The sequence below is a fragment of the Verrucomicrobium sp. BvORR106 genome, from assembly GCF_000739655.1.
GTDB lineage: Bacteria > Verrucomicrobiota > Verrucomicrobiia > Verrucomicrobiales > Verrucomicrobiaceae > Verrucomicrobium.
In genome coordinates, this window is the sequence record NZ_BATR01000191.1 from 52,946 (window position 1) to 74,077 (window position 21,132).

General features: G+C 61.0%; 16 protein-coding genes. 10 read left to right on the forward strand and 6 right to left on the reverse strand.

Translation table 11 applies throughout. The features are described from left to right. The first annotated feature begins 195 nt into the window (after nt 1–195). The 3 genes from BV106_RS34280 to BV106_RS34290 are packed head-to-tail and all read left to right on the forward strand — an operon-like array spanning nt 196 to nt 3,766. Nucleotides 196–1,878: a peptide ABC transporter substrate-binding protein gene (locus tag BV106_RS34280; RefSeq protein ID WP_051946932.1), complete on the forward strand. Its 1,683-nt coding sequence runs from the start codon at nt 196–198 to the stop codon at nt 1,876–1,878. Further along, nucleotides 1,875–2,795 carry an ABC transporter permease gene (locus BV106_RS34285; RefSeq protein WP_038172672.1) on the forward strand — a complete coding sequence of 307 codons (921 nt, stop codon included), beginning with the start codon at nt 1,875–1,877 and terminating at the stop codon, nt 2,793–2,795. Before BV106_RS34280 ends, BV106_RS34285 begins: the two co-directional genes overlap by 4 nt. After that, nucleotides 2,792–3,766, forward strand: a complete 975-nt coding sequence (locus tag BV106_RS34290) for an ABC transporter permease (protein ID WP_038172673.1) — start codon at nt 2,792–2,794, stop codon at nt 3,764–3,766. The genes BV106_RS34285 and BV106_RS34290 overlap by 4 nt, the downstream gene beginning before the upstream one ends. Before the next feature lies 1 nt (nt 3,767). On the opposite strand, the gene BV106_RS34295 is transcribed toward BV106_RS34290, so the two are convergent. Both BV106_RS34295 and BV106_RS34300 read right to left on the reverse strand, forming a co-directional pair. Beyond that, nucleotides 3,768–4,697, reverse strand: a complete 930-nt coding sequence (locus BV106_RS34295) for a Gfo/Idh/MocA family oxidoreductase (RefSeq protein WP_051946933.1) — start codon at nt 4,695–4,697, stop codon at nt 3,768–3,770. Beyond that, on the reverse strand, nt 4,690–7,317 hold the full coding sequence (locus BV106_RS34300) for a right-handed parallel beta-helix repeat-containing protein (protein WP_038172674.1): 2,628 nt from the start codon (nt 7,315–7,317) through the stop codon (nt 4,690–4,692). The genes BV106_RS34295 and BV106_RS34300 overlap by 8 nt, the downstream gene beginning before the upstream one ends. Nucleotides 7,318–7,601: 284 nt before the next feature. Between BV106_RS34300 and BV106_RS34305 the strand changes: the two genes are divergently transcribed. Together BV106_RS34305 and pta are read left to right on the forward strand one after the other, a co-directional pair. Further along, nucleotides 7,602–8,792: an acetate kinase gene (locus BV106_RS34305; protein WP_038172676.1), complete on the forward strand. Its 1,191-nt coding sequence runs from the start codon at nt 7,602–7,604 to the stop codon at nt 8,790–8,792. Between the two features lie 13 nt (nt 8,793–8,805). Continuing rightward, nucleotides 8,806–10,890 carry a phosphate acetyltransferase gene (gene pta / locus BV106_RS34310; RefSeq protein WP_038172678.1) on the forward strand — a complete coding sequence of 695 codons (2,085 nt, stop codon included), beginning with the start codon at nt 8,806–8,808 and terminating at the stop codon, nt 10,888–10,890. A gap of 10 nt (nt 10,891–10,900) precedes the next feature. Here pta and BV106_RS34315 read toward each other — a convergent pair whose 3' ends face one another. The 3 genes from BV106_RS34315 to BV106_RS34325 all read right to left on the reverse strand — a co-directional run bounded on the left by BV106_RS34315 (nt 10,901) and on the right by BV106_RS34325 (nt 13,749). Next, nucleotides 10,901–11,359, reverse strand: a complete 459-nt coding sequence (locus tag BV106_RS34315; RefSeq protein ID WP_265596374.1) for an RES family NAD+ phosphorylase — start codon at nt 11,357–11,359, stop codon at nt 10,901–10,903. Then, a complete protein-coding gene (locus BV106_RS34320) occupies nt 11,356–11,817 on the reverse strand; it encodes an antitoxin Xre/MbcA/ParS toxin-binding domain-containing protein (RefSeq protein ID WP_265596375.1) in 462 nt (153 codons plus the stop codon). Before BV106_RS34320 ends, BV106_RS34315 begins: the two co-directional genes overlap by 4 nt. A gap of 81 nt (nt 11,818–11,898) precedes the next feature. Further along, nucleotides 11,899–13,749, reverse strand: a complete 1,851-nt coding sequence (locus tag BV106_RS34325; protein ID WP_265596376.1) for a hypothetical protein — start codon at nt 13,747–13,749, stop codon at nt 11,899–11,901. Nucleotides 13,750–14,108: 359 nt separating this feature from the next. Between BV106_RS34325 and BV106_RS34330 the strand changes: the two genes are divergently transcribed. The 5 genes from BV106_RS34330 (at nt 14,109) to BV106_RS34350 (ending at nt 19,583) form a co-directional block, all read left to right on the forward strand. Then, on the forward strand, nt 14,109–15,503 hold the full coding sequence (locus tag BV106_RS34330; protein WP_265596377.1) for a hypothetical protein: 1,395 nt from the start codon (nt 14,109–14,111) through the stop codon (nt 15,501–15,503). Between the two features lie 118 nt (nt 15,504–15,621). Next, on the forward strand, nt 15,622–16,275 hold the full coding sequence (locus tag BV106_RS34335) for a hypothetical protein (protein WP_038172689.1): 654 nt from the start codon (nt 15,622–15,624) through the stop codon (nt 16,273–16,275). Nucleotides 16,276–16,419: 144 nt separating this feature from the next. Then, nucleotides 16,420–16,887: a hypothetical protein gene (locus BV106_RS34340; protein WP_038172691.1), complete on the forward strand. Its 468-nt coding sequence runs from the start codon at nt 16,420–16,422 to the stop codon at nt 16,885–16,887. Nucleotides 16,888–16,916: 29 nt separating this feature from the next. Further along, complete coding sequence (locus BV106_RS34345) at nt 16,917–17,363, forward strand: type III secretion system chaperone (protein WP_038172693.1); 447 nt, start codon at nt 16,917–16,919, stop codon at nt 17,361–17,363. A gap of 54 nt (nt 17,364–17,417) precedes the next feature. Further along, on the forward strand, nt 17,418–19,583 hold the full coding sequence (locus tag BV106_RS34350) for a hypothetical protein (RefSeq protein WP_038172695.1): 2,166 nt from the start codon (nt 17,418–17,420) through the stop codon (nt 19,581–19,583). A gap of 81 nt (nt 19,584–19,664) precedes the next feature. On the opposite strand, the gene BV106_RS34355 is transcribed toward BV106_RS34350, so the two are convergent. Beyond that, nucleotides 19,665–21,131, reverse strand: coding sequence for a DUF1501 domain-containing protein (locus BV106_RS34355; RefSeq protein WP_038172697.1), 1,467 nt, complete (start codon nt 21,129–21,131; stop codon nt 19,665–19,667). Between the last annotated feature and the right edge of the window lies 1 nt (nt 21,132).

The following is a 21,132-nucleotide window of genomic DNA, read 5'->3' on the forward strand; positions in this document are numbered from 1 at the left end:
CGCTTCGTACAGAACGCACGGCCGCACAAGTTTTTCATCTTCAACATCCGCCGGATCAAGGTTGAGAAATCTGTCCGTCCCAGGATGTTCACCCTCGCGGGGGTGGGACGTGTTTTCTTTCATAAAACCGCCTAAAATTCCGCATTTTCACGTCCAGGCTTTACTGGGTGACCAAGCCCCTTAGAATGCGCGCCCATGAAGTGGACCACCCGCCTCCTGGTACTTGCTGCGCTCGCTGGCGGGCTGGTGTGTTTTCACATCATCCGGTCGAACAGGCCGCTGAGGGTGAACGAAGCCACGAAGGAGGACACACTCCTGCTGGGAAATGCCACGGAACTGAGCACCCTGGACATCCACGTGGCCACTGGGCAACCAGAGCACATGGTCTTCGCCGCCCTGTTCGAGGGCCTGGTGGCTCCGGATGTGGCCAATCCCGACAAGCCCGCCCCCGGCGCGGCTGCCTCTTGGGAAACTGCGGACTCCATCAACTGGACCTTCCACCTCCGACCTGACGGCAAGTGGAGCGATGGCACCCCGCTCACCGCCCACGACTTTGTCTGGTCGTACCAGCGCATCCTGACGCCAGCCCTCGGGGCGCAGTATGCGTCCATGCTCTTCCCCATCAAGAATGCGGAGGAATTCAACAAGGGCACACTGAAAGACTTCACCCAGGTGGGAGTGAAGGCCCTGGATGACCACACGCTACAGCTCACGCTGGTCGGCCCCATGCCCTACCTGCTGGGCATGATGAAGCACTACTCCTGGTTTCCCGTGCCCCGCCATGTCATCGAGAAATTCGGCAGCCCCACGGACCGGGCCAGCCGTTGGACGAAGGCGGGCAACCTAGTAGGAAATGGCCCCTTTGCCCTCAAGGAGTGGCGGTTCACGCACTCCCTGACGGTGGAAAAGAACCCTTACTATTGGGACGCTGGCGTCGTCCGCATAAAGAAGATCGTTTTCGTGCCCATCGCCAGCGATACCACCGAGGAGCGGGCCTTCCGGGACGGCCAGATCCACTCGACCTTCACCCTGCCCAATCCTCTCGTGCAGGAGTATGCCAAAAACCACAAGGATGTGCTCACGAGTGAGCCGATCCTGAGCGTGTACTTCTACCGCATCAACACTACGCGGGAGATGCTGAAGGACGTGCGGGTCCGCAAAGCCCTCAGCCTAGCCATTGATCGCGACGGCATCATCAACAACATCCTCCGGGCAGGACAGAAGCCCTCCCAAGGTCTCACACCGTACCCTGAAAGCCTCGACTACCCACAGGCGCCCAAGGTCATCCGTTTCGACCCAGCCGAGGCGCAGCGTCTGATGGCAGAGGCGGGCTACCCGGGAGGCAAGGGGTTCCCGAAGTTCGACATCCTCATCAACACCCACGAGGCGCACCGGGTCATCGCTGAAGCCGTTCAGGAAATGTGGCGCAAGAATCTGGGCATCCATGTCGGGATCTTCAATCAGGACTGGGGGGTCTATCTGGAATCCCAGCGTCAGATGAACTACTCCGTCTGCCGGGCCGCCTGGGGTGGAGACTATCCGGATCCCCTCACTTTCCTGTCGATGTGGAAGACGGGTGACGGCAACAATGAAACGGGCTGGAGCAATGCCCAGTATGACGATCTGATCAACCAATCCAACCGCGAGGCCGACGCGACGAAACGCCTCAATCTACTCGGTCAGGCGGAATCCATCCTGCTGGATGAGATGCCCATTATCCCCTTTTACTGGTATGTGCATGTGTATGCCTCGCGACCGGAACTCAAGGGCCGGGTACCGAGCGTCCTGCAGCACCGCGCCTACAAGGGCTGGTATCTGGACCATTCCGTCCTCAATCAACCCGCAACCGTGGCCCCCCTGCCCCCTGACATCGCATGACCCGGTTTCTCATCAGCCGCTTTCTGCAAGGCATCGTCGTGATCCTGGCGGTCTTCGTTATCACCTTTGTCCTGCAAAAGCTTTCGCCCACCAGTCCCTTCAACGGGGAGCGCAATGTGCCGGAAGAAGTGCGCAAGACTCTGGAGTCCTACTACGGCTACGACAAGCCCTGGCTTGTCCAGATGTGGCTGCACATTAAGGCCTTCGCCACCTTCAACCCGCCCGACTGCGTCAAGTCACCCGGCCGCGGCGTGGGAGAAGTGATCTCACAAGCCTTTCCCGTATCTGTCGCCCTGGCGGTTCCTGCACTGCTTATCGCCTTGGCCATCGGCATTCCACTGGGCGCGATCGCCGCCCTGCGTCCCAACACTTTTGACGACCACTGGGCAACGGCCACGGCCACGTTGGGAATTTGTATCCCCAGCTTTGTCCTCGGCCCCCTGATCGCCATGATCTTCGGGCTCTATTTGCGCTGGTTCAATGTGGCAGGCTGGCACGATTCAGCAGACTGGGTGCTACCCTCGCTCACCTTGGGTCTTATCTACAGCGGCTATGTGGCGCGGCTCACCCGCGGTGGACTTCGCGAAACGCTTGCTCAAGACTTCATCCGCACGGCCCGCGCCAAGGGAGCGAGTGAACCCGTGGTAGTCATCCGTCATGCCTTGAAGCTGGCCTGCCTTCCGTTGCTGAATTTCCTCGGTCCCACCGCAGCGGGTCTGCTCACAGGTTCCATGGTGACGGAGACCGTCTTTCAGATCCCGGGTCTCGGACAGCACTTTATCAGTTCTGCGATCAACCGGGACGACACCCTGGCTGTCGGCATCACTCTTCTCTTTGCCGTCCTCATCCTCGTCTTTAACATGCTGGTGGACATCATCCAGGCAGCGCTCAACCCGCGAATCGGACTGAAGTCATGACCCTGGCTCCTCTCGCGCCTCCCAAGGCTTCCATCGAATCCCCCTGGCGCACGGCCAGACGACGACTGTTCAGCAATGCGCGGTCGGTGACCGGCCTCATTTTCCTGGCCCTGCTCTTTGCTTTTTGCATCGTCGGTCCAGCCTTCTCCCCCTACAAGCAGACCGACCAGAATCTGAACAACAAGACGGCCGCTCCCAGTGCCAGTCACTGGATGGGCACTGACCCCCTGGGCCGCGATGTGATGACCCGCACCATGTATGGGGGCCGGGTGACATTGCTGGTGGGCTTTGTGGCGACCGGCGTCGCCGTGGCGATTGGCGTGATCTACGGCATGGTATCAGGCCTGGTGGGAGGGCGCACGGACTCCGCCATGATGCGGGTGGTGGACATTCTCTATGCCTTCCCCTTCCTCAACTTCGTCATCATCCTCACCGCGGTTCTGGGAACCCACCCATTTTTAGTCGGCGCGGAGGCCTGGGTCATGGACAAGCTTTCCGTGATCCCTGCGCTCAAAGGAGCTGCGACGGACCTCGGCTTCAATGCCAGCTTCCTCCTTCTGTTCGCCGCCATCGGTGCGGTGGAGTGGCTGACCATGGCCCGTGTCGTGCGCGGTCAGGTGCTCTCGCTGAAGAATCAAGAGTTCGTCACCGCTGCCCGGAGCTATGGCGCGGGCACCAGTCGCATCCTTCTGCGGCACCTGCTGCCAAATGTCATTGGGCCGGTGATTGTGTATGCCAGTCTGACGGTGCCCGGGGTGATGCTGCTGGAGGCAACACTGAGTTTCCTAGGTCTCGGCATTCAGCCCCCCGCTTCATCTTGGGGTGTGCTCATCAATGACGGTGCCCAACGCATGGACACTGCCCCTTGGCTGTTGCTCTTCCCCGGTGTCTTCTTCTCCCTGACTCTGCTCTCACTGAACTTCGTGGGGGATGGCCTGCGCGACGCTCTGGATCCCCGAAGCATCCGCTAGCCTAGGTCCACCAGTGCTCGCCGCGCACTTCATTGAGCTCCACCCGGGCACCACCGCGGCGCTTGCTCTCGTCCGCGGCGGCCATGAAGGCGTAGATCTCCAGCGTCTCGGCAGGCGATACTGGAGCCACGCCTGATCCAAAGAAAGCGACGATCCGTTTCAGCAACGGCGTGTAGTCCCCGACATCCTGTTGCTCCACCACCGCCGCGTCGCCGAACTTGATCACTTTGTACTCTGCGGGCCAGCGATGGAGCGCATGAAGAGTGCCCACCTTTTCATCCTTCCACAACCCGGTCACCACGGACAGATGCGGCGTTGTGGTGCGTTGCACACTCTGACAACCGTTGCCCAGCACCGTGAACAACGCCTCGGTGGGATGGATGCCGTAAAAGAACAGATCCGGATGGGTGGGCTCGATCGGGGCCGGCCCATAGGAGACCGCCCCCTGGACAACTCCTGCATCGGTCTCGACCAGAGCTTGGATGCCAGGATACCAACGCAAGGCGGAACTGCTGAAGAGCGGCGTGCCCGTTTCCGCGGCGAGCTCATAGATGCGCTCCGCCTCCGCCAAACTGCCGGCCACGGGCTTGTCCAGAAACACCGGCAATCCCGCCCGCAACACGGGTGCCACCTGTTCGGGGTGGGCCCGGCCATCCAGGCTGCACAGCAGGACCGCGTCACATCGTTCCAGCAGGGCTTCAATGCTCCCGACCATCTCCACACCATGGCGGGTCTGTAGTTCCTCCACGAACCCAGCCGCCCGGGTCTGGCTCCAGGGCATATCCGGGCTCACGGTGGGATGCGCCGCTACCACCCGGGCTCCGGCCACATGACCAGAGTGCCCGGCGTCATTCAGGCGGGCCGTGAACTCGATCGCGTGCGACGTATCGCAACCGATGATGCCGATGCGAAGTTCGCGGGGGTCACTCATTGCGGATGTCGAGATCGTCCAGGCTGAAGGAGGTGGCCACATTGGCGTCGCTCACGAACACCATGCTCTCGAGTTCTCGAAGGTCTGGGTTCTTGAATGCCAGTTCCCTAAACTCTTTACGGGTCCCATCCGGCAAGGTCACGGTCAGATCCCATTTCGCAGCACTGGACTCGCCCAGGGCGGCACGGATCTCAATCCCCACCCATTGGGCGGGTTCAAGCTTCAACAACTCCTTGCCAGCCACCTTGAGCGAGCCTTTGCGAATCTCGAGGCTCGGACCTGCCCGATAGGGCGCATTCTTGTCCCTCCACTCATGGGTGAACTCAGCCTCCAGCTCCAGCCAGAGATTGAACCGGACGGTGGTGGTGCCCGTTTTGTGATTCAGATCAAAGGAGAGATGCGGCTGGTAACGCTGGGTGAGCCCGGGGGCATCCTGAAACTTCAGGCTGCGATTGCCGCTCTTTGCCCGATCCTCACTGACCAGGATGGTGCCGCCCTTCTCATCCGTGCTGACGCGGCCATTCCACATCGTCTTGCCCACAGGAGTGCTTTCAAAGTCATCATGCAGGGTGAACTTGGGCAGCTCTTCGCGCTCCAGTTCCAGAGGCTTCAGACTGGCGGCGAGTTGTTTCCAGGCATCGTCACCCGTGACGCCAGCCTGGCTGTAGTCAAATGGCTTGAAGCCCATGGCCAGAGCGGGTGACTCCGGCTTCAGATGGAAGTCGCCTTTCGCCACATCCACAAAGAGCGGGTCAGCGATCTTTGACCCCCGGTCATAGCCCTGCTTCTGCCACGCGGCGAAGTCCCCGCCCCCGAAGTCGATCGGACGCTTGCTGGCATCCCAATACAGATTCTGCTCCATGCGCACTTTGGGGCTCTTCCACTGGCCGTAGAGAAGAAGACCGCTGTCGAAGTACACGATGTTGTTCTGGTAGCTGAAGGAGAGATGCTCCTCCGTGCGGGAGCGCTGAATCTGAGCCTCCTCGCCAAAGGCGAAGATGTTGTTCCGGATGATGTTGTCCTTCCCGTAGTGCTGGTGGAATCCCGCGTGGCGCGTGTGGTGGACCAGATTGTTTTCCATGAGCACACCGGAGCTCCCTTCGTCCGTGTACAGTCCCCAGCCGCCGTAGCGGTAGCCGTTCACGTGATGGGCGTGGTTGTTGGACACGGTGGTGCCGGAGGCAGGTCCGAGGAGATACACCGCCCCCATGTCGCTCAACACTCCATACCCCAGGTGGTGGATGTGGTTGAACTCAATCTTGTTGTGGTGAGCCACGCTCTCCGCATAGCCCCATACCCAGCCAGCCGAAACACCGCTGTAGAAGAAGTCCCCGATGTCATTGTGCGTGATGGTGTTCTCACCGCTGTGCGTGATGAAGACCCCCACGCTGCCCATGAAATAACGCCCGCCGGTGTGAATGATGTTGTTGTGCGCCGTGATGTGGTGGGTGCGCCCACGGGGATCCGGGTCCAGCGGCACATCGCCAATCCGCACGCCTCCCGCACCCATGTCGTGCAGATAGGACCGGGTGATGGCGCTGTCTGTGCACCCCTTGCGGAACCAGATGGCGTAGATGCCGGTGTGGGCGATCTCGCACGAATCGAACGTCACATTATTGACGCCGTCCAGCATCACCACCGCCGGCACCTTGGAGTCCGCCTGGGAGTCGATGTGCCCGTCCTTGCCCAGCTCAAAACGGCTGTGCTTAAACGCCAGTCCTTTGAAGTGAAGATTCTGGACGAACTCGCCCTTGTCCGGAGCGCCCTGAATCTGGATCAGCTGATCCGCGACCGGAGCCACCGCCTCCACTTTGCCCAGTTCCTCACCTGGAAGCGGCTTGTAGAAGAGCTTCCCAGACCGGTCCAGAAACCACTCCCCGGGGGCGTCCAGCGCCGACTTCATGTTCTCCAGGAAATAACGCTGCCGGGTCTCATAGACCAGGAAGGGCCAGCGCGAGTCGGCGGTGAACTGCACATAGCCTGCCTCAGGTTTCAGGAAAGCCACCCGGTGACGGGCGATCTGCCAGGTCTGGAACACCACCACCTCGGCATCCTTCAGCTCCCCCGCCTCCAGCTTGCCCAGCGGGGCCAAGTCGCCCACCTCTGCATAGAAGGCGGTGAACTCCGGCTTGCCCATGGGAGGAGCCCCTTCCGGAGCCTCCAGAGCGGGACGCGTGGCGTGGAAGTAGCGGGTGTTGGGCGTGCGGGCCCGGGTGGCACGCCGGCCATTGATCCACAGGTCCTGGAAGTACCACTTCCCTTCTTTTACCTCCGGGATCTCAGCCACCCAGGTGCCATTGCCCGCATCCTGCCACCCGGTGATGCCCCGCCCCCCGCTGATGACCGCCTTGCCGCCGCCTTCATAAGTCACGGATGCCCCGGCAGTGCCACCGTCCTCAGGACCGAAGGTCACCGGCTGAGTGATGGGATACGTGCCCGGCGCAAGTCGCACGGTGACCGGCTCCGCCTTTCCCTTGCCCTCACCCTCCCGCCAGTTCCGCACCGCATCCCGCGCCTGCTCCAGTGTCTTCACCGGTCCATCCGGGCTGACCTGCACCTCCAGCGCGAGGAGGGAGGAAACACTGGCACTGAGGGCACAAAGCGCGACGAACGATCTCATGGCTCCACCATGAGTCAGGGTCGGGCGCTGCACAACCGCCGAAGCAGGGCGGAGCAAACCGGGGCAGGCACTACCCGCTCGACACAACCGCCATTTTTGTGCATCATATCACCATCAAACACCCGCAGACGAGCACGGCTCGTGGCAAGTCCGTATAAAATGACGGCAGGCAGGCACCTCACAGAATCGTCACCACATGCCTCTTCTGCCTCACTTCATCCCGTCAATGGTCTGTGCGCGACGCTGGCACGACGTCGGTCGCAGCCCCCTTGCCCCCTGAGCCTATGGATTCCCCGAACATCCTCGTCATCAACTGCGGCAGCTCTTCGCTCAAGTTCGCAGTGATCTGGCCTGTGTCGGGCAAGGTGTTGAGCCAGGGTCTGGCCGAGAGGCTTGGCACTCCGGAGGCGCGCCTAATCTGGACGGCGACGGATGGGGGAAAGCACACCAAACTCCTGCCCAAAGCGGGCCATGAAGAAGCCCTCGACGTCATCCTGGCAGGGCTGCAGGGGATTGCGCTGGGTGCGGTGGGGCATCGCGTCGTGCATGGCGGGGAACAGTTTTCCGACAGTGTCCGGCTGAGTACGGCCACGCTCGCCGGCATCGAAGCCTGCAACGAACTGGCACCGTTGCACAATCCGGCCAACGTGACCGGCATTCGCGCCGCCATGGAGCGTTTCCCGGAACTGCCCCACGTTGCGGTCTTCGACACCTCGTTCCACCAGACGATGCCGCCTCATGCCTACCTCTATGCGGTGCCGCATGAGCTGTATGAGAAACACCGGATCCGTCGCTACGGCTTCCATGGCACAAGTCACCGCTTTGTCGCAGGTGAGGCCTCCACCCGCCTGGGTCGGCTGCCGACGGAGTTGCAACTCATCACCGCCCATCTGGGGAACGGGTGCAGCGCCTGCGCGGTGAGGCATGGTCGCAGCGTGGATACCACCATGGGGTTCACGCCCCTGGAAGGCCTGGTCATGGGCACCCGCAGCGGGGACGTGGATCCCAACCTCCACCAGTACCTGGCCGAACACACCGGGCGCACGTTGCAGGAAATTACGGACCTCTTGAACCGTGAAAGCGGTTTGCTGGGTCTCTCTGGGCTGAGCAATGACATGCGCACCCTCGTGGCCGCGAGCGAACAGGGCGACACCCACGCCCACCTCGCCATCGAGGTCTTTTGCTACCGGCTTGCCAAGGCCATTCTGGGCCTCTGCGCTTCTCTTGATCACCTGAATGCCCTGGTCTTCACGGGTGGGATTGGTGAGAACTCCGCCCCAGTGCGCGCCCGCACGCTGGCTCATCTGGGGCTGTTGAAGGCGCGGGTTGACCATGATCTCAATGCCCAACACGGCTCGGCGGTCGCTGGACGCATCACCACGACGGACTCGGGTCTGCTGGCCATGGTGGTGCCAACCAATGAAGAACTCGTGATTGCCCGCGAGGCCGACCGGCTTCGTCTGACTGAACCCTGAACGCCCCTCCTGCATGCCCCACACCCTCTATCTCGCCCCCAGCGGCAGCAGCGCCGGCCTCACCACCATCGCCCTCGGCCTGGTTCGATCCCTTGACATTCACGGTGTGAAGGTGGCGTTCTGCAAACCCATTGGCCAGTCCACCAGCCAGGACAAGGGACCGGAACGCTCCACCCACTTCGTTCGGGAGGCGACGCATCTGCGCCCTTCGACACCAATCCCGCTGGATCAGGCAGAGAGGCTGATCACCACCGGCCGCCTGGACGAACTGATGGAACGGGTCATAGAGAACTACCACGCCTCTGCGGCAGATGCGGATGTGGTGATCGTGGAAGGGCTGGTCCACACGGCCGAGACCCCTCAAGCTGACGAACTCAATCTTCAACTGGTCAAGACCCTGAGCGCAGAAGTCATCCTTGTGGGGTCCCTGGGAGATGTGCCGATCGCGGAGTTCGAGTCCCGCATGGAGTACACCTCCAAGAAGTTCGGCGACTCCGTGGTGGGCTGCATCATCAATCGGATTCCGGACGCCGTTGACCAGTCGCTCAAGGAACTCGCCGTGAGCTTCGCCTTGCGCAGCCGCCTGTTCCATCGCAGTGGATTCCACCTCATCGGGGCGGTGCCGGAGAAAGCGGAACTGGCCTCCTGCCGCGCTGTGGATGTGGCCCGCTATCTGAATGCCACCGTGCTGCATGAGGGGGAGCTGAAGACGCGGCGGGTGCGCCGCTTCACCATGCTGGCCCGGACCGTGCCCAACATGCTGGACACCTTTGTGCCGGGATCGGTGCTGATCACGCCTTCAGACCGCAGTGACGTCATCGTCGCCGCCTGCATGGCCACCCTCAATGACATCCCCATCGCTGCCCTGCTGCTGACGGGTGACATGGAGGTGCCCCCGGCCATCTTCGACCTCTGCCGGGCCGGGCTCGCCACCGGCCTGCCTATTCTCCAGGTCCCCACCAACAGCTGGCATACCGCCACCGCCCTCACCCGCATGAGTGCAGAGGTGCCGGTGGACGACATCGAGCGGGTGCAGCAGAGCATGGACTATGTGGCCCGTTACATTGACAGCGAGTGGATCGCTTCTCACGCCGCCATCCCCGTGGAGGCCCGCATGTCGCCAGCCGCATTCTGCTTCCGTCTCACGGAGATGGCGCGCCAGACCACCCGGCGAATCATTCTGCCTGAAGGAAACGAACCCCGCACCATCCGCGCCGCTGCCATCTGCGCCCAGCGCGGCATTGCCCGCTGTGTCCTCATTGGCTCCCCCGAGGAGATCCGCCGCGTCGCCCGGGGTCAGGAGGTCGAACTCCCGCCGCAGGTGGAGATCCTCGATCCCGCGCCACTACGGCAGAACTACATCGCCCCCCTGGTGGAGATGCGCAAGGCCAAGGGGTTGACTCCTGAAGCCGCTGCGGAATTGCTCGAGGACAACGTCTGGCTCGGCACGGTCATGCTGGCGCTGGGCGAGGTGGACGGTCTTGTGTCAGGGGCAGTGCATTCCACCGCCAACACCATCCGGCCGGCGCTGCAGATCATCAAGACCCGGCCCGGGGCCAAAGTCGTTTCCTCGATCTTCTTCATGTGCCTGCCCGACCAGGTGCTTGTCTATGGCGACTGCGCAGTCAATCCGGATCCAGATGCGGAGACGCTCGCGGACATTGCCATTCAGAGTGCCGATTCCGCAGCGACCTTCGGCCTTCCGGTTCGAGTGGCCATGATCAGCTACTCCACTGGTGAGTCCGGCAGCGGGGTGGATGTTGACAAGGTCCGCGAAGCCACGCAGATCGCGCGGACCAAGCGCCCCGATCTGACGCTGGACGGCCCGCTCCAGTATGACGCGGCCGCCGTGGCTGAAGTGGCGGCCTCGAAGGCACCCGACAGCCCGGTCGCGGGCAAGGCGACCGTTTTCATCTTCCCCGATCTGAATACCGGCAACACCACCTACAAGGCCGTGCAGCGCAGTGCCAGCGTGGTGAGCATCGGCCCCATGCTGCAGGGGATGCGCCGGCCGGTCAACGACCTCTCCCGGGGAGCCCTGGTGGAGGACATTGTGTACACCATCGCCCTCACCTCCATCCAGGCGGGTCAGAACTGAGGAGCCTGCATCACAGCAACCGGGAATCGACCGGGAAGTCAACCGGCCCACGAACCTCAATCTTTTTGAAGTCGGGATGCGCCGGGTTCAGGAGATAATTGCGCTCGCCGGGAACGATGGCACTGGGAAGGGACAGCACGGCGGAGTCACCTGCCGCCACCCAGGTGTCGCCCACCCTCTGGCTGGCCACGGGTGCGGGTGATTCGTCCCAGTTCGCAGGGAGATCTGCCAGTTCCAGCACCTTGACCAAAGCTGGAGGAAACTTGAGGTGAAACGCCACCAGCTTGAAGGGCACCGCCGGATTGACGTGCACCAGATTCTCCAGGAGCGCCAGAGACTGGGAGGCACTCACATAGACCAGCCGGATGCCCGGCGAATTCCAACGACCTCCGGCAATCGCCGCCCCTTCACCGGTGAAGGCGGTAGCGGCGTGCCGGCTTTTGCAGATGCGCCAGGCCTCCAACATCATGCGTACACGCCGTGCTCAATGCGGGTGAGAAGAGCCTCCACCTCCCGGGCCCCCACTTCCGTGCGGGCGTAGTCCAGCGGGACAGCGCCTCCCAAACCTTTCTGGGGCGCGTTCAGCCACTGGCGGGCGGCGTCTTGGGACTCCAGCACCTCTACGGCCTTGCCCATGAGCCGGGCGAAACGCACCACCCGGTCCGACTCCTCAGGATCCAGCCGCCCCTGTACCTTCCGACGGCTCAGGGTGGCCTTGGCGATGCCAAGCGTGCCTGCCAGCTTGTCCAGGCTCACGCCGAGACCTTCCTGGAGGGCAGTCAGTTCCTTGAAGGCGAGGCCTTTGACGATGGAGGCGATCAACTCACCCGAGGTGGGCCAATGGGTGGTGGCTGAGGGGACCATGTAGGTGGCCACGACGTCCGAGACGACCATGGGGCCCTGCTCCGCGGCAGTTTGGTATTTCACCTTGCTCTCCTCTCTTCTCATTTGAGACTAAAAATAACCTCATTTGATTCCATTTCAAGTTTTTTCGCCACAAACCGCCTCTCAGTACTCTTTGGGCTCAATGACGTAGACTGCCAGCGTGGCTTGGAAGGCATCGCTGATTTTCATGCGCTTGACCTCATGTCCCGCCCCCCAGGAGTCGGTGAAGATGAGCTCTCCCTTTTCCGCGTTGATCCCGAGGATGAGGCGCATGTGCCCGCCACCCGCCTGCAGGGAGATCTGTGGCACTTCCGGGTAGAGCCCGAGCTGCAAGGCCCAGAGGAGGGGAACTCCTTTGCTGGTGTAATCCTGGATCGATTTCTGGAACTTTGCCTGGTTCACATCAACGAGACGGGTGCCAGAGGGGACACCAAGCCCTCCGTCACGCAAACGGTAGGCTAGAGGCTTGAAGTTGACCTTGAACCTGGAGTCGATCTTCTTCAATGCCTCCTCCATGGCCCTGGGGCTGGTGCCCCGGTCGGCATCGCTTCCCGCAATCTGAGCCATCTCATGCTGGTCACACGGAATGCCCAAGTAGCCAAAGAGGCGCTGACAGGAGGCCACCACGCAGTAGCCCTTGGCCCCCTGGTCCACCATTGGCACACTGCTCACATAAGTATCGCCATTGCTTTCCCGCTTCACAAATCGCGGGAGTTCCGAGCGGCCCAACGATGTCTTGCGAATCGTCTGCCCGCTCTCCTGCAGGAAAGCGGCCTTCTGACCCGGGGCGGCGAGCTTGATGCGGAGGAACTCCGGCTCAGCGGGTCCAGTCAGGGCTTCGGTATTGTATTCCAGTGCCGCGAGCCCTCCTGGGGAGTTCCACATCCAGCCGCTGATCTTGATGGCCGTTTGTGCATTGGGCTTCCGCTCCGTGGGGCGGACCGCCAGCATTTTCCCCATCGCGACGCCTGCAGTCTTGTAGCGCTGCTCAAATTCCGGCCGCTTTAGTCCGCCGCTGTCACCCCGGTTATAGAGCGAGACAGAGACCTTGGCAGCCTTGCCGTCCACAAACTCCACCACCGCCTCCTCCACAGGGACCGTGCCGCCGAAGAGGGAGATGTCCACGTCCACATTCCCGTAGGGGCGGCGGGTGAAACGTACCCCTGACTTGTCTGCCGTGAGCCATTGATAGTAGGGCGGCTCCTTCATACCGCTCAGAGCGAACTTCTTCTCAACAGCATCTGGCGTCAGATTCCAGAGATCTGGCATGTTGAGCATGGAGTCCAGATTCAGAAAGAACTGGAGCTTTCCATCCTCTCCCATGGTGGGACCGTCGTTGGAATAGAGCGCGGCGAGACTTCCTGGATTCACGGTGGCCGACGCGATGGAAAACCTCAGCAAGCCGCTGGAGCTGGAATAGTCCAGACAGGCCACCCCGCGCTCGCCTTTCCACACCAGACACTCCGCCTTGCTCTCTGCCAAAGTCCCGAACTCCCGCTGGAGCGGAGCCGCAGGCACTCCCAGGAGGGAGCTCAACTGCTGTTCACAGGTCTGTTTCAGCGCCTTCAGGTCGCCATTGGGCAAGCTGCCCGGTCCATTGATGAGGATCTGGGTACGGATCGCCTTGCCTTCGCGAAACTCCACGATGGCCCGTTCCACCGGGACCTTCTGCTCGAAAAGACTGAGATCCACCCCGACATTCTCAAACGGCCGGGGGGAGAACACGGCCAGATCCCGTGCCCCCTGGCTGCGCCCCTGCCAGTTGATGTAGGGGTTGGACCGGAAGCCCTCTGCCGGGAATTTGCCCGTCAGATTGTCCTGGGACAATTGCCAGACCTCCGGGATCACCAGCAGCGGGGCCAGATCGAGCTTCAGCTGGAACTCCCGGGACGAACCTTGAGCCGCCCCTTTTTGAGGAGCGATTCCAAGCAGGATGGCCGCCAACAGCGGCAGGGTCATTTTCAATCCACGCATTTGATCGTTTATTTACCTCACCTCCACAGCGAAGAGCAAGCACGGAAGTCTATTCCTCATTCCCCCACAACGGGCCACTCCTGACACCAAAATCCTCTCGGGAGGGCTTCCAGCTAGGGCAATGCTCATTCTCAGATGCCATCGAGAATTTTATCGATGCCAAGGACATTGGCAACTGGTAGAACCTCCTAATGCCCCTCACCTCGTATTGCCTCGTCCTCCTGGCATTTGTCCTTCCTCTATCCGCCTTCGGGCGTGCGCAGGGCGACCTCGATCTTTTGCCAGAAGCCATTAGGAAGCAGGCGGTGAAAGGGAAGGCGACGTTGTACGCGGACTTCAAGAATGCAGTGGACGGCCAGGTGAAGGTCTATCTCCTCAACCCGACCACCGACCCTATCGTCCTCCACTCCCAAGACGGTGACATCTTGTCCAAACGTGAATCTTTTGCTTCAGATGCAGTCTGGAGACGCTGTGACGGCCACATCTTCAGCGACTGCGGCAACAGCTACGGCATGCGCACTGTTCCTGAGGGAGAGTTCATTTCTTGGACCCAGCAACTGAACTCGCCGGGCGGCACCAAGGCACAGGTTCGCTTCCGCCTTTACCAAGCCGCTCCGAATGATCTCGTCTCCAATGAGGGAGAAGCGACTGTTCTCGCAGAAGAGATCCACAGCTGTCGCTATGACATCCTTGCAATGCGCACAGCTCCCTTTGATGATGTAGCGGCATTGGCAACGGGTGCCATCACCCTGAAAAAGGATCCCCATCAATGGCAGGATCCAGAGACTTCAGCGGTGGAGGCACTGGAGAGATTCGTCAAGAGTGACAGGGTCATCGACACGCTGAAGCTGGTGCAAGAACGCGCGAGGGTCGCGGAATTGGAAGCCGGCAGCGGCAATGCCGCCAAAAGTGAAGACTGGAACCGGTCCGTGCATCTGCGGCGCTATGAATCTGCCCTTCGAATTCTCGGAAGCCCCATGCTGTACACGCCGGGGAATGGCGAGGTGTGGTTTCATCTGGAAGGACAGTTTCGGGATAAGACCAACCCTTGGCGGAGCACGGTTCTGCGATGGCTGATCAATCAACCCTACAATGGAGGGAAGGTGATTCATCCTCTGATGGAGTCTGTATTGGCCGATCCTGGCGATGAGGCGCTCATCGTGGCACTCCAAGGGTTGCCCAAAGCCTACACCAAACAACAATCAGGTTCGATGTTGAAGGCAGCCATAGCGAACGTTGGATATCCCGCACAAGCCCGACGCGCAGCCCGGGATATTTTTGAGTCGAGCTTCGCCAACCCCTTCATTGCGCTCAAGTTAAGCTCTGGTTTCTCCAGCCCTGAAGGTCGGGATCCCTTCGGAGGCTTTACAAGCACCGAAAGCTTGCAGCCTTTTGCGAGTTTCACAGTGACCAATATCTCCCCTCAGCGCGTCAGACTTCCCTGCAAAGACTTGCGGCAGCTTCTCATTGTTCGCATCGCCTTGAGTGACGGGCGAGAATACAGCAGCCCTGCCCCCGGCCCGTCTTCGTCGCCAGCAGACGAAGTCGTACTGGAACCGGGGCAGAGCATTCAAGCAGGTGAAGTAAGGTGGTGGGAACTCGTCACACTGCCCCGCCCATTTCCTGAAGACCATTTCTCCCTGTCAGTCGCATTCGCGACGCCTGGTCTTTGGGAGCTGCCAGCCCGGGACGATAGTTCCTTCTGGCTCAATCGAAAGGTTATCGAGCAGAGCGCACCAACTTCACCGCCCTGACCCTCCGGGGCTCTGTTCGGCAAATGGGTGTAATCAGGCAGGCATCCCGGCCAGATTAGGAGGAGAGGGTTGCACCGCGCCTGCCCCCTTCTCCGGAAACTCCTTCGCCTGCCTTCCCATGACCACTCCCGTATCCGATTCCGCAAAACGCGACATCCCAATCTCGACCCATCCCTCGCCGCACGAAGTCGAAGATCCCCGCGAAACTCAGGAGGTCCTCTGGGAACAAATGCGGGTCCGCACCGAGTCAGCGCCCGGAGGCTGGCGGGATCTTTCCCCGGAACAACGCATCAGCCGGGATGGATTTAAACCTTTGGTGACGCGGACCATTTCTCCGGACTCTGCCTCAATTTCAACGTCAAAGGTCGAAACCGAGGCAGCCCTCAAGGCGGCGGAACGCTACCACGAGGAGCTCAAAGATGAGTCAGCGCGGGCCGAAGACATGCTCCAGCACCTCGATGATCTGGAGGGTCACCTTCACGCCCTTCATGCCAGCAATGACACGTCAGAAGAACTGAGCATCCTCATCTCTTACGTCCGGCTCGAGAAGGCTCTCGTGCAGGGTCAGGGACAACTCGTTACCGACATCGACCCTGAACGCCAGAGCATCCCCGTCCTGAGCGCCACGGCCAGCGTGGACATCACTCGCACGGCACCGCTGGCGAAGTCCCAACCATCGTCAGACGATGACAATTCGTCCGATGACCCTAAAGACGGGCCTGAGGGCAACGAGGAACCGCTGCGGGTTAAGTCCGCCATGGAGAAGAAGTAGTGATGGTGGAGCGGTCCAGAAAGCTTTGAAATTTACAGTTTTTTCAGTAACTCCAGTTTCCTTTCAGGCAGTTCGATGAGTAGACAGGAGGGTCGCCACGCCACCAGGCTGGCAAAAAACTCCCCCCGCCGGCCCTCCTCATCCATGATCAACTGCTCGACCTACCTCGAAGAAACTGGAGATATTCTCGATGCTCCTTTGTCCCTTCCAGAAGGCGGGGACACAGTCGGTCTCAGTTTTGGCCACGACGAAGTGGTCAGCATGAACCTCGCCAACTGGCCATTGGTCACCCTGCACCGGTCCATCCTGGTCAGCGTTCCAGAGGACCTCGCCCAACACTATCTGGACGTCCTGACGCTCAATGCTGATCTGCAGGACTCCACTCTGGCCTGCGATGAAGGCGGTGAGCTACACCTGCTCCAGTCGGTCAAGGCGACAGAGTTCATGCCAGGCGAGTTCGCGAACTGCCTGAAGCGATTTGCGGAACTTGGCACAACGATTCCCGGACGACTCGATGGAAGCCTGGCCACAACGGCCTTGTCTGCAGACGAAGAAGAGCATTCCGCGCTCGGGCTGCAGGCCTCTCCCGACATCTATCGCTTCATCGCTTAGCTTTCCTGAAACCCTCAAGTTGCCCAAAAATGGACTGGCAAGAACTGACCTATGCATTGTTCGGGAACGATCTCGGCAACCTTCCGCAGTCATCTGCGCTGGAGGTGGTTATCGGAAACACCACCTTCATACTGGAGCACGATGAAGCACGAGAACGCTTCTGCTGCCTGGGAGTGATTTCGTCCGCATCCCGACCCGATTCCCTGCATCCCGATGGCATGCTGGCGGTGTTGAAGGCGAACATGGACCTCCATGCCGCAGGGATGGGAACCCTCTCCTATGACAGGCTGGAGGGTGAAATCGTCTGGAGAAAGGAATGGCATCAGAACAACCTTCACCCGCACGTCGTACGAGAAGCGCTTCAGCAGATCGATGAACTGCGGGGAGACTTGAACCGCTCCTTGAGCATGAGCCGTCACAGTCCCGGACCTCAGGACAGTCTGGACCTTTTGCTCTCAGACCTGTCTTCTCCCTAACCCGCTTCGCAGCATAGAAAACCTCCCGTTCTCAAAAAGTAAAACGCCAGCCATATGCCCTCCATAGGACCTACCATCCACGGTGTCGACCTGTCCGCTTTCGTCACCAAAGACTTCAGCACCGGACGCCGACCTGAAGTCGGTCGGGGCGAGCGCACGCCGTTTGCGCGGGGCAGCGCACGTTTTTCCAGCACCAATCTGACCCGCATCAAGCTGACCACGGTAGGCCAGCCCACGACCCGCGCCACCCGCATCACTGAAAAATCGGTGCGAACGGCCAGCCGCGCGATGGGTGAGGCGCTGGGCGCACTGGCCTCTGGCAGCATCCCTACGGCAGGCAAGTGGTTGACCCAGGCCCGTCAGAACCTCGAACCCATGCTCGACAAGGCGGTTTTGGCTCAGGCCTCTGAACTCTCCGGCAGCCAACACACGCCCAAGGAGGTGGCAGATCACATCCTGCAGGTCCGGCTTGGCAAACACCTAGCGCAGATCGATGACGCCACCCTGTTCACGATGGCCAAGCTCGTGAATACCGACTCGCAAAATGAGCTGGGGCCCGATGGCCCGCTCCTTCGTCAGGCGGTGATCAAGGAGGTTGATGCCCGCCTCGCAGGCGGTCTGGGAACAATACGGGCAGAGCTTTCAAACCCCACCATGGACGCCGGCAAAGCCGCCCGGCGTTTGAATGATGACGTCGAAGTGCTGATCGACCGCTGGATCGTGGCTAAACGCCTCAAGGGAGAACCTCTCCCAAAGCAAAATGGGGTCGAGGTCCTGCCGTTCGCCCTGTCGACCCACATCCGGATGAAGCTCATGTCAGAGCTCACCGATCCGGACCAAATGAAACAGGTGGCTCAGTTCATTGAGCCTTCCCGGCTTGCGGCCATGGCCAAAAATGCCAAGGAGCCCCTCCTTGGCGTTTTGAAGGAGGTCGTTACCCACAAGCTTCTGGACCGGATGAACTCCCTAACAGCGCCGCTCGCCGCGCTGGACTTCGGAGCGCCGGACAAAATCGCTCCCACCTTGGACACCGCTTATTCGGATTTCTCCAGCATTCTCAAGGTCGCCCAGGAACTGGAATCCCACACGGGAGAGACCACCCTCACAAGCATGCTCAAAGGTGGCTTCGAGGGCGTTCTGACCTCCGTCTTCGAAGAGGTCGCGACGACGGATGGCCTGCTTGAAAAGCTCAGCAGCAAAGATCTCACCACGCTGATGGAGATCGGCGGCAAAGCAGGCGTCAACCTCGATGAGCTGCCCGCCTCGAAGATCAATGTGCGAGAACAAGTGCGAGAGATCGCCAAGGCGAGGATCGAATCCAGCTACCCGGAAGTCCGACGCCTCGGTCAGGCCGTGCTGTCCGAGATGACTGCCAGCCCCATCCATCTCGATCGTCTCTGGACGAGCATGAACGCCTTCCGGGCCGAGGTCACCCGGGGTCTCGCCCATCATCATCGCGTCCTGGACCCCTCCATTCCCGTGCCAGAGGAGGGTGATGGGGAGATCTACGCCGCCATGATCCTCGATCACATGGCGCACTTCTCGCCAGATCACCCCCGAAGCAACCGCGACGAGGTGCTGGACCTCCTGGTGCCGGACCTCTCCGGGGATTCCGTGAAACAACTCCCCTACCGCACCACGGATCTGACCTCGGAGATGCTCGCCCCCTTCTCCACCGCTGAGCTCACCCGCCTGCACTACCACGTGTGTTCAGAGCTCAAGAACTCCAAGTACAAGAGTGATGCGGGCAAACAGCAGCTCATCCGCAATCAGAAGGCCCTGGAAGACATCATGCTCGACAGGAAGTTCCCCGTAGTGCATACCCTGCTCGACAACCACGCGGTGGAGGCCTCACTAAGCATCGTCTCCGACCAGGGCAAAAAGCACATCAGTCAGATGGCCCAGCTCAAAGGGGAAAGGACAGTGGCCATGACCAACATCATTTTCACGAACTTCCTCCTGAGCCAGGGCATGAACCGCTTCTGTCAGGCGTTCGACCCCTACGTCCTGGACAAACCCGAGACGCACCATGTTGACTTTGGCGATGACCGCTTTGAAAGCTGGTCCAGCTTCTACAATGCCGCCCGGGATGAGGCAGCGGAGAAAGCTTTCCCAGGTGGGAAACTACCAGAAGGAGTGACATCCAAAACCATCCAGGCGCAGAGCATTCTCGAGGGGTCTTGGGCGGGCCGAAACTATCTCCGCCAGCTGGCGGGTTGATGCCTCGTCCTCACAGAGTCAACGTGTGCTGGTCGGCCAAAGCCAGCACACGGCGCAAAACTGGAAGACGGGCCAGTCTGCCTACGCCAGAATCCCCTTCACGATGTTCCCCGCTACATCCGTGAGCCGGAAGTCTCGGCCCTGGAAGCGGTAGGTGAGGCGTTCGTGATCGATGCCCAGCAGGTGGAGCATGGTGGCGTGGAAGTCATGCACCGTCACGGGATCGCGGGCGACCTCATAGCCGAGGTCATCCGTCTCGCCGTAGGTGATGCCACCTTTGATGCCACCGCCGGCCATCCAGAAGGTGAAGCACTCCCGGTGGTGATCGCGGCCGTAGCTCTTGCTCTTGGTGCTGAAGCTGCCCTGGGAGTAGCTGGTGCGGCCAAACTCCCCACCCCAGACGACCAGAGTATCCTTCAGCATGTCCCGCTGCTTCAGATCCTTGATGAGCGCGGCGCAGGGCTGGTCGATCTCCTTGGTGGAAACGGGGTAGTTCATGGGCAGGCCACCGTGGTGGTCCCAGCCAGGATGGTAGAGCTGGATGAACTTCACGTTCTTCTCCGCGAGGCGGCGGGCAAGAATGCAGTTCGAGGCAAAACTCCCCGGCGTCTTCGCATCCGGGCCGTACATCTGGAAGACCGACTCCGGCTCCTTGCTGAAGTCCGTGGCATCCGGCACGGAGGCCTGCATGCGGAAGGCCATCTCATACTGCTCGATGCGGGCGGTGATCTCCGCATCCGGCCGGGAGACGAACTGCCGCTCATGCATGGCCTTCAGCGTGTCCAGCATCTTGCGGGTGGCCCCGCGGGCGATCCCCTCGGGTTCGCTCAAATAAAGCACAGCATCCTTTCCGGCGCGAAACTGCACCCCCTGGTACTGGGTGGGCAGGAAGCCCGCATCCCAGAGGCGGTAGCTCAGCGGCTGGTCCACCGGCCGGCGGGAGATGAGGACGATGAAGCCCGGGAGGTCACGATTGTCCGTGCCCAACCCGTACTGGAGCCAGGATCCGATGCTCGGGCGGCCCGGCAGCGGGGCCCCCGTCTGCATGAAGGTCAGCGCCGGGTCATGGTTCACGGCCTCCGACGTCATGCTCTTGATGAAGCAGAGGTCATCCACCACTTTCGCAGTTTCAGGAAACATCTCCGAGACCCATGCGCCGCTCTGGCCGTGCTGCTTGAACTCAAAGGCAGATGGCACCAGCGGGAACGACGTCTGGGAGCCGGCCATGCCGGGCGGGCGTTTTCCCTTCAAATAGGAGTCCGGCAGCCCCTCGCCCTGCCGCTTCATCAGCTCAGGACGGTAGTCAAAGCTGTCGAGCTGCGAAGGACCGCCGCTCATGAACAGGAAGATCACCCGCTTGGCCTTCGGCGCGAAGTGAGGCAGCCCAGGAAGTCCGCCTTCCGAGGCGACGGCAGCTGACGGCGCAGCCGCCGCTTGCCCCTGCTGGAGCATGTCCGCCAGGGCCAGCCCACCAAAACCCAAGCCCATACGGCTCAGCATGTCCCGGCGGGTCAGTCCGAAGGCAGAAGTGCGCTGTTGGCAAAACATG

Bases quoted from the DNA above. Each gene is read 5' to 3' on its own strand.
- BV106_RS34300 (WP_038172674.1), bottom strand. From the start codon at position 7,317: ATGAGATCGTTCGTCGCGCTTTGTGCCCTCAGTGCCAGTGTTTCCTCC.
- BV106_RS34325 (WP_265596376.1), bottom strand. From the start codon at position 13,749: ATGCGTGGATTGAAAATGACCCTGCCGCTGTTGGCGGCCATCCTGCTT.
- BV106_RS34305 (WP_038172676.1), top strand. From the start codon at position 7,602: ATGGATTCCCCGAACATCCTCGTCATCAACTGCGGCAGCTCTTCGCTC.
- BV106_RS34340 (WP_038172691.1), top strand. From the start codon at position 16,420: ATGATCAACTGCTCGACCTACCTCGAAGAAACTGGAGATATTCTCGAT.
- BV106_RS34285 (WP_038172672.1), top strand. From the start codon at position 1,875: ATGACCCGGTTTCTCATCAGCCGCTTTCTGCAAGGCATCGTCGTGATC.
- BV106_RS34295 (WP_051946933.1), bottom strand. From the start codon at position 4,697: ATGAGTGACCCCCGCGAACTTCGCATCGGCATCATCGGTTGCGATACG.
- BV106_RS34355 (WP_038172697.1), bottom strand. From the start codon at position 21,131: ATGTTTTGCCAACAGCGCACTTCTGCCTTCGGACTGACCCGCCGGGAC.
- BV106_RS34345 (WP_038172693.1), top strand. From the start codon at position 16,917: ATGGACTGGCAAGAACTGACCTATGCATTGTTCGGGAACGATCTCGGC.
- BV106_RS34350 (WP_038172695.1), top strand. From the start codon at position 17,418: ATGCCCTCCATAGGACCTACCATCCACGGTGTCGACCTGTCCGCTTTC.
- BV106_RS34290 (WP_038172673.1), top strand. From the start codon at position 2,792: ATGACCCTGGCTCCTCTCGCGCCTCCCAAGGCTTCCATCGAATCCCCC.
- BV106_RS34335 (WP_038172689.1), top strand. From the start codon at position 15,622: ATGACCACTCCCGTATCCGATTCCGCAAAACGCGACATCCCAATCTCG.
- BV106_RS34315 (WP_265596374.1), bottom strand. From the start codon at position 11,359: ATGATGTTGGAGGCCTGGCGCATCTGCAAAAGCCGGCACGCCGCTACC.
- pta (WP_038172678.1), top strand. From the start codon at position 8,806: ATGCCCCACACCCTCTATCTCGCCCCCAGCGGCAGCAGCGCCGGCCTC.
- BV106_RS34280 (WP_051946932.1), top strand. From the start codon at position 196: ATGAAGTGGACCACCCGCCTCCTGGTACTTGCTGCGCTCGCTGGCGGG.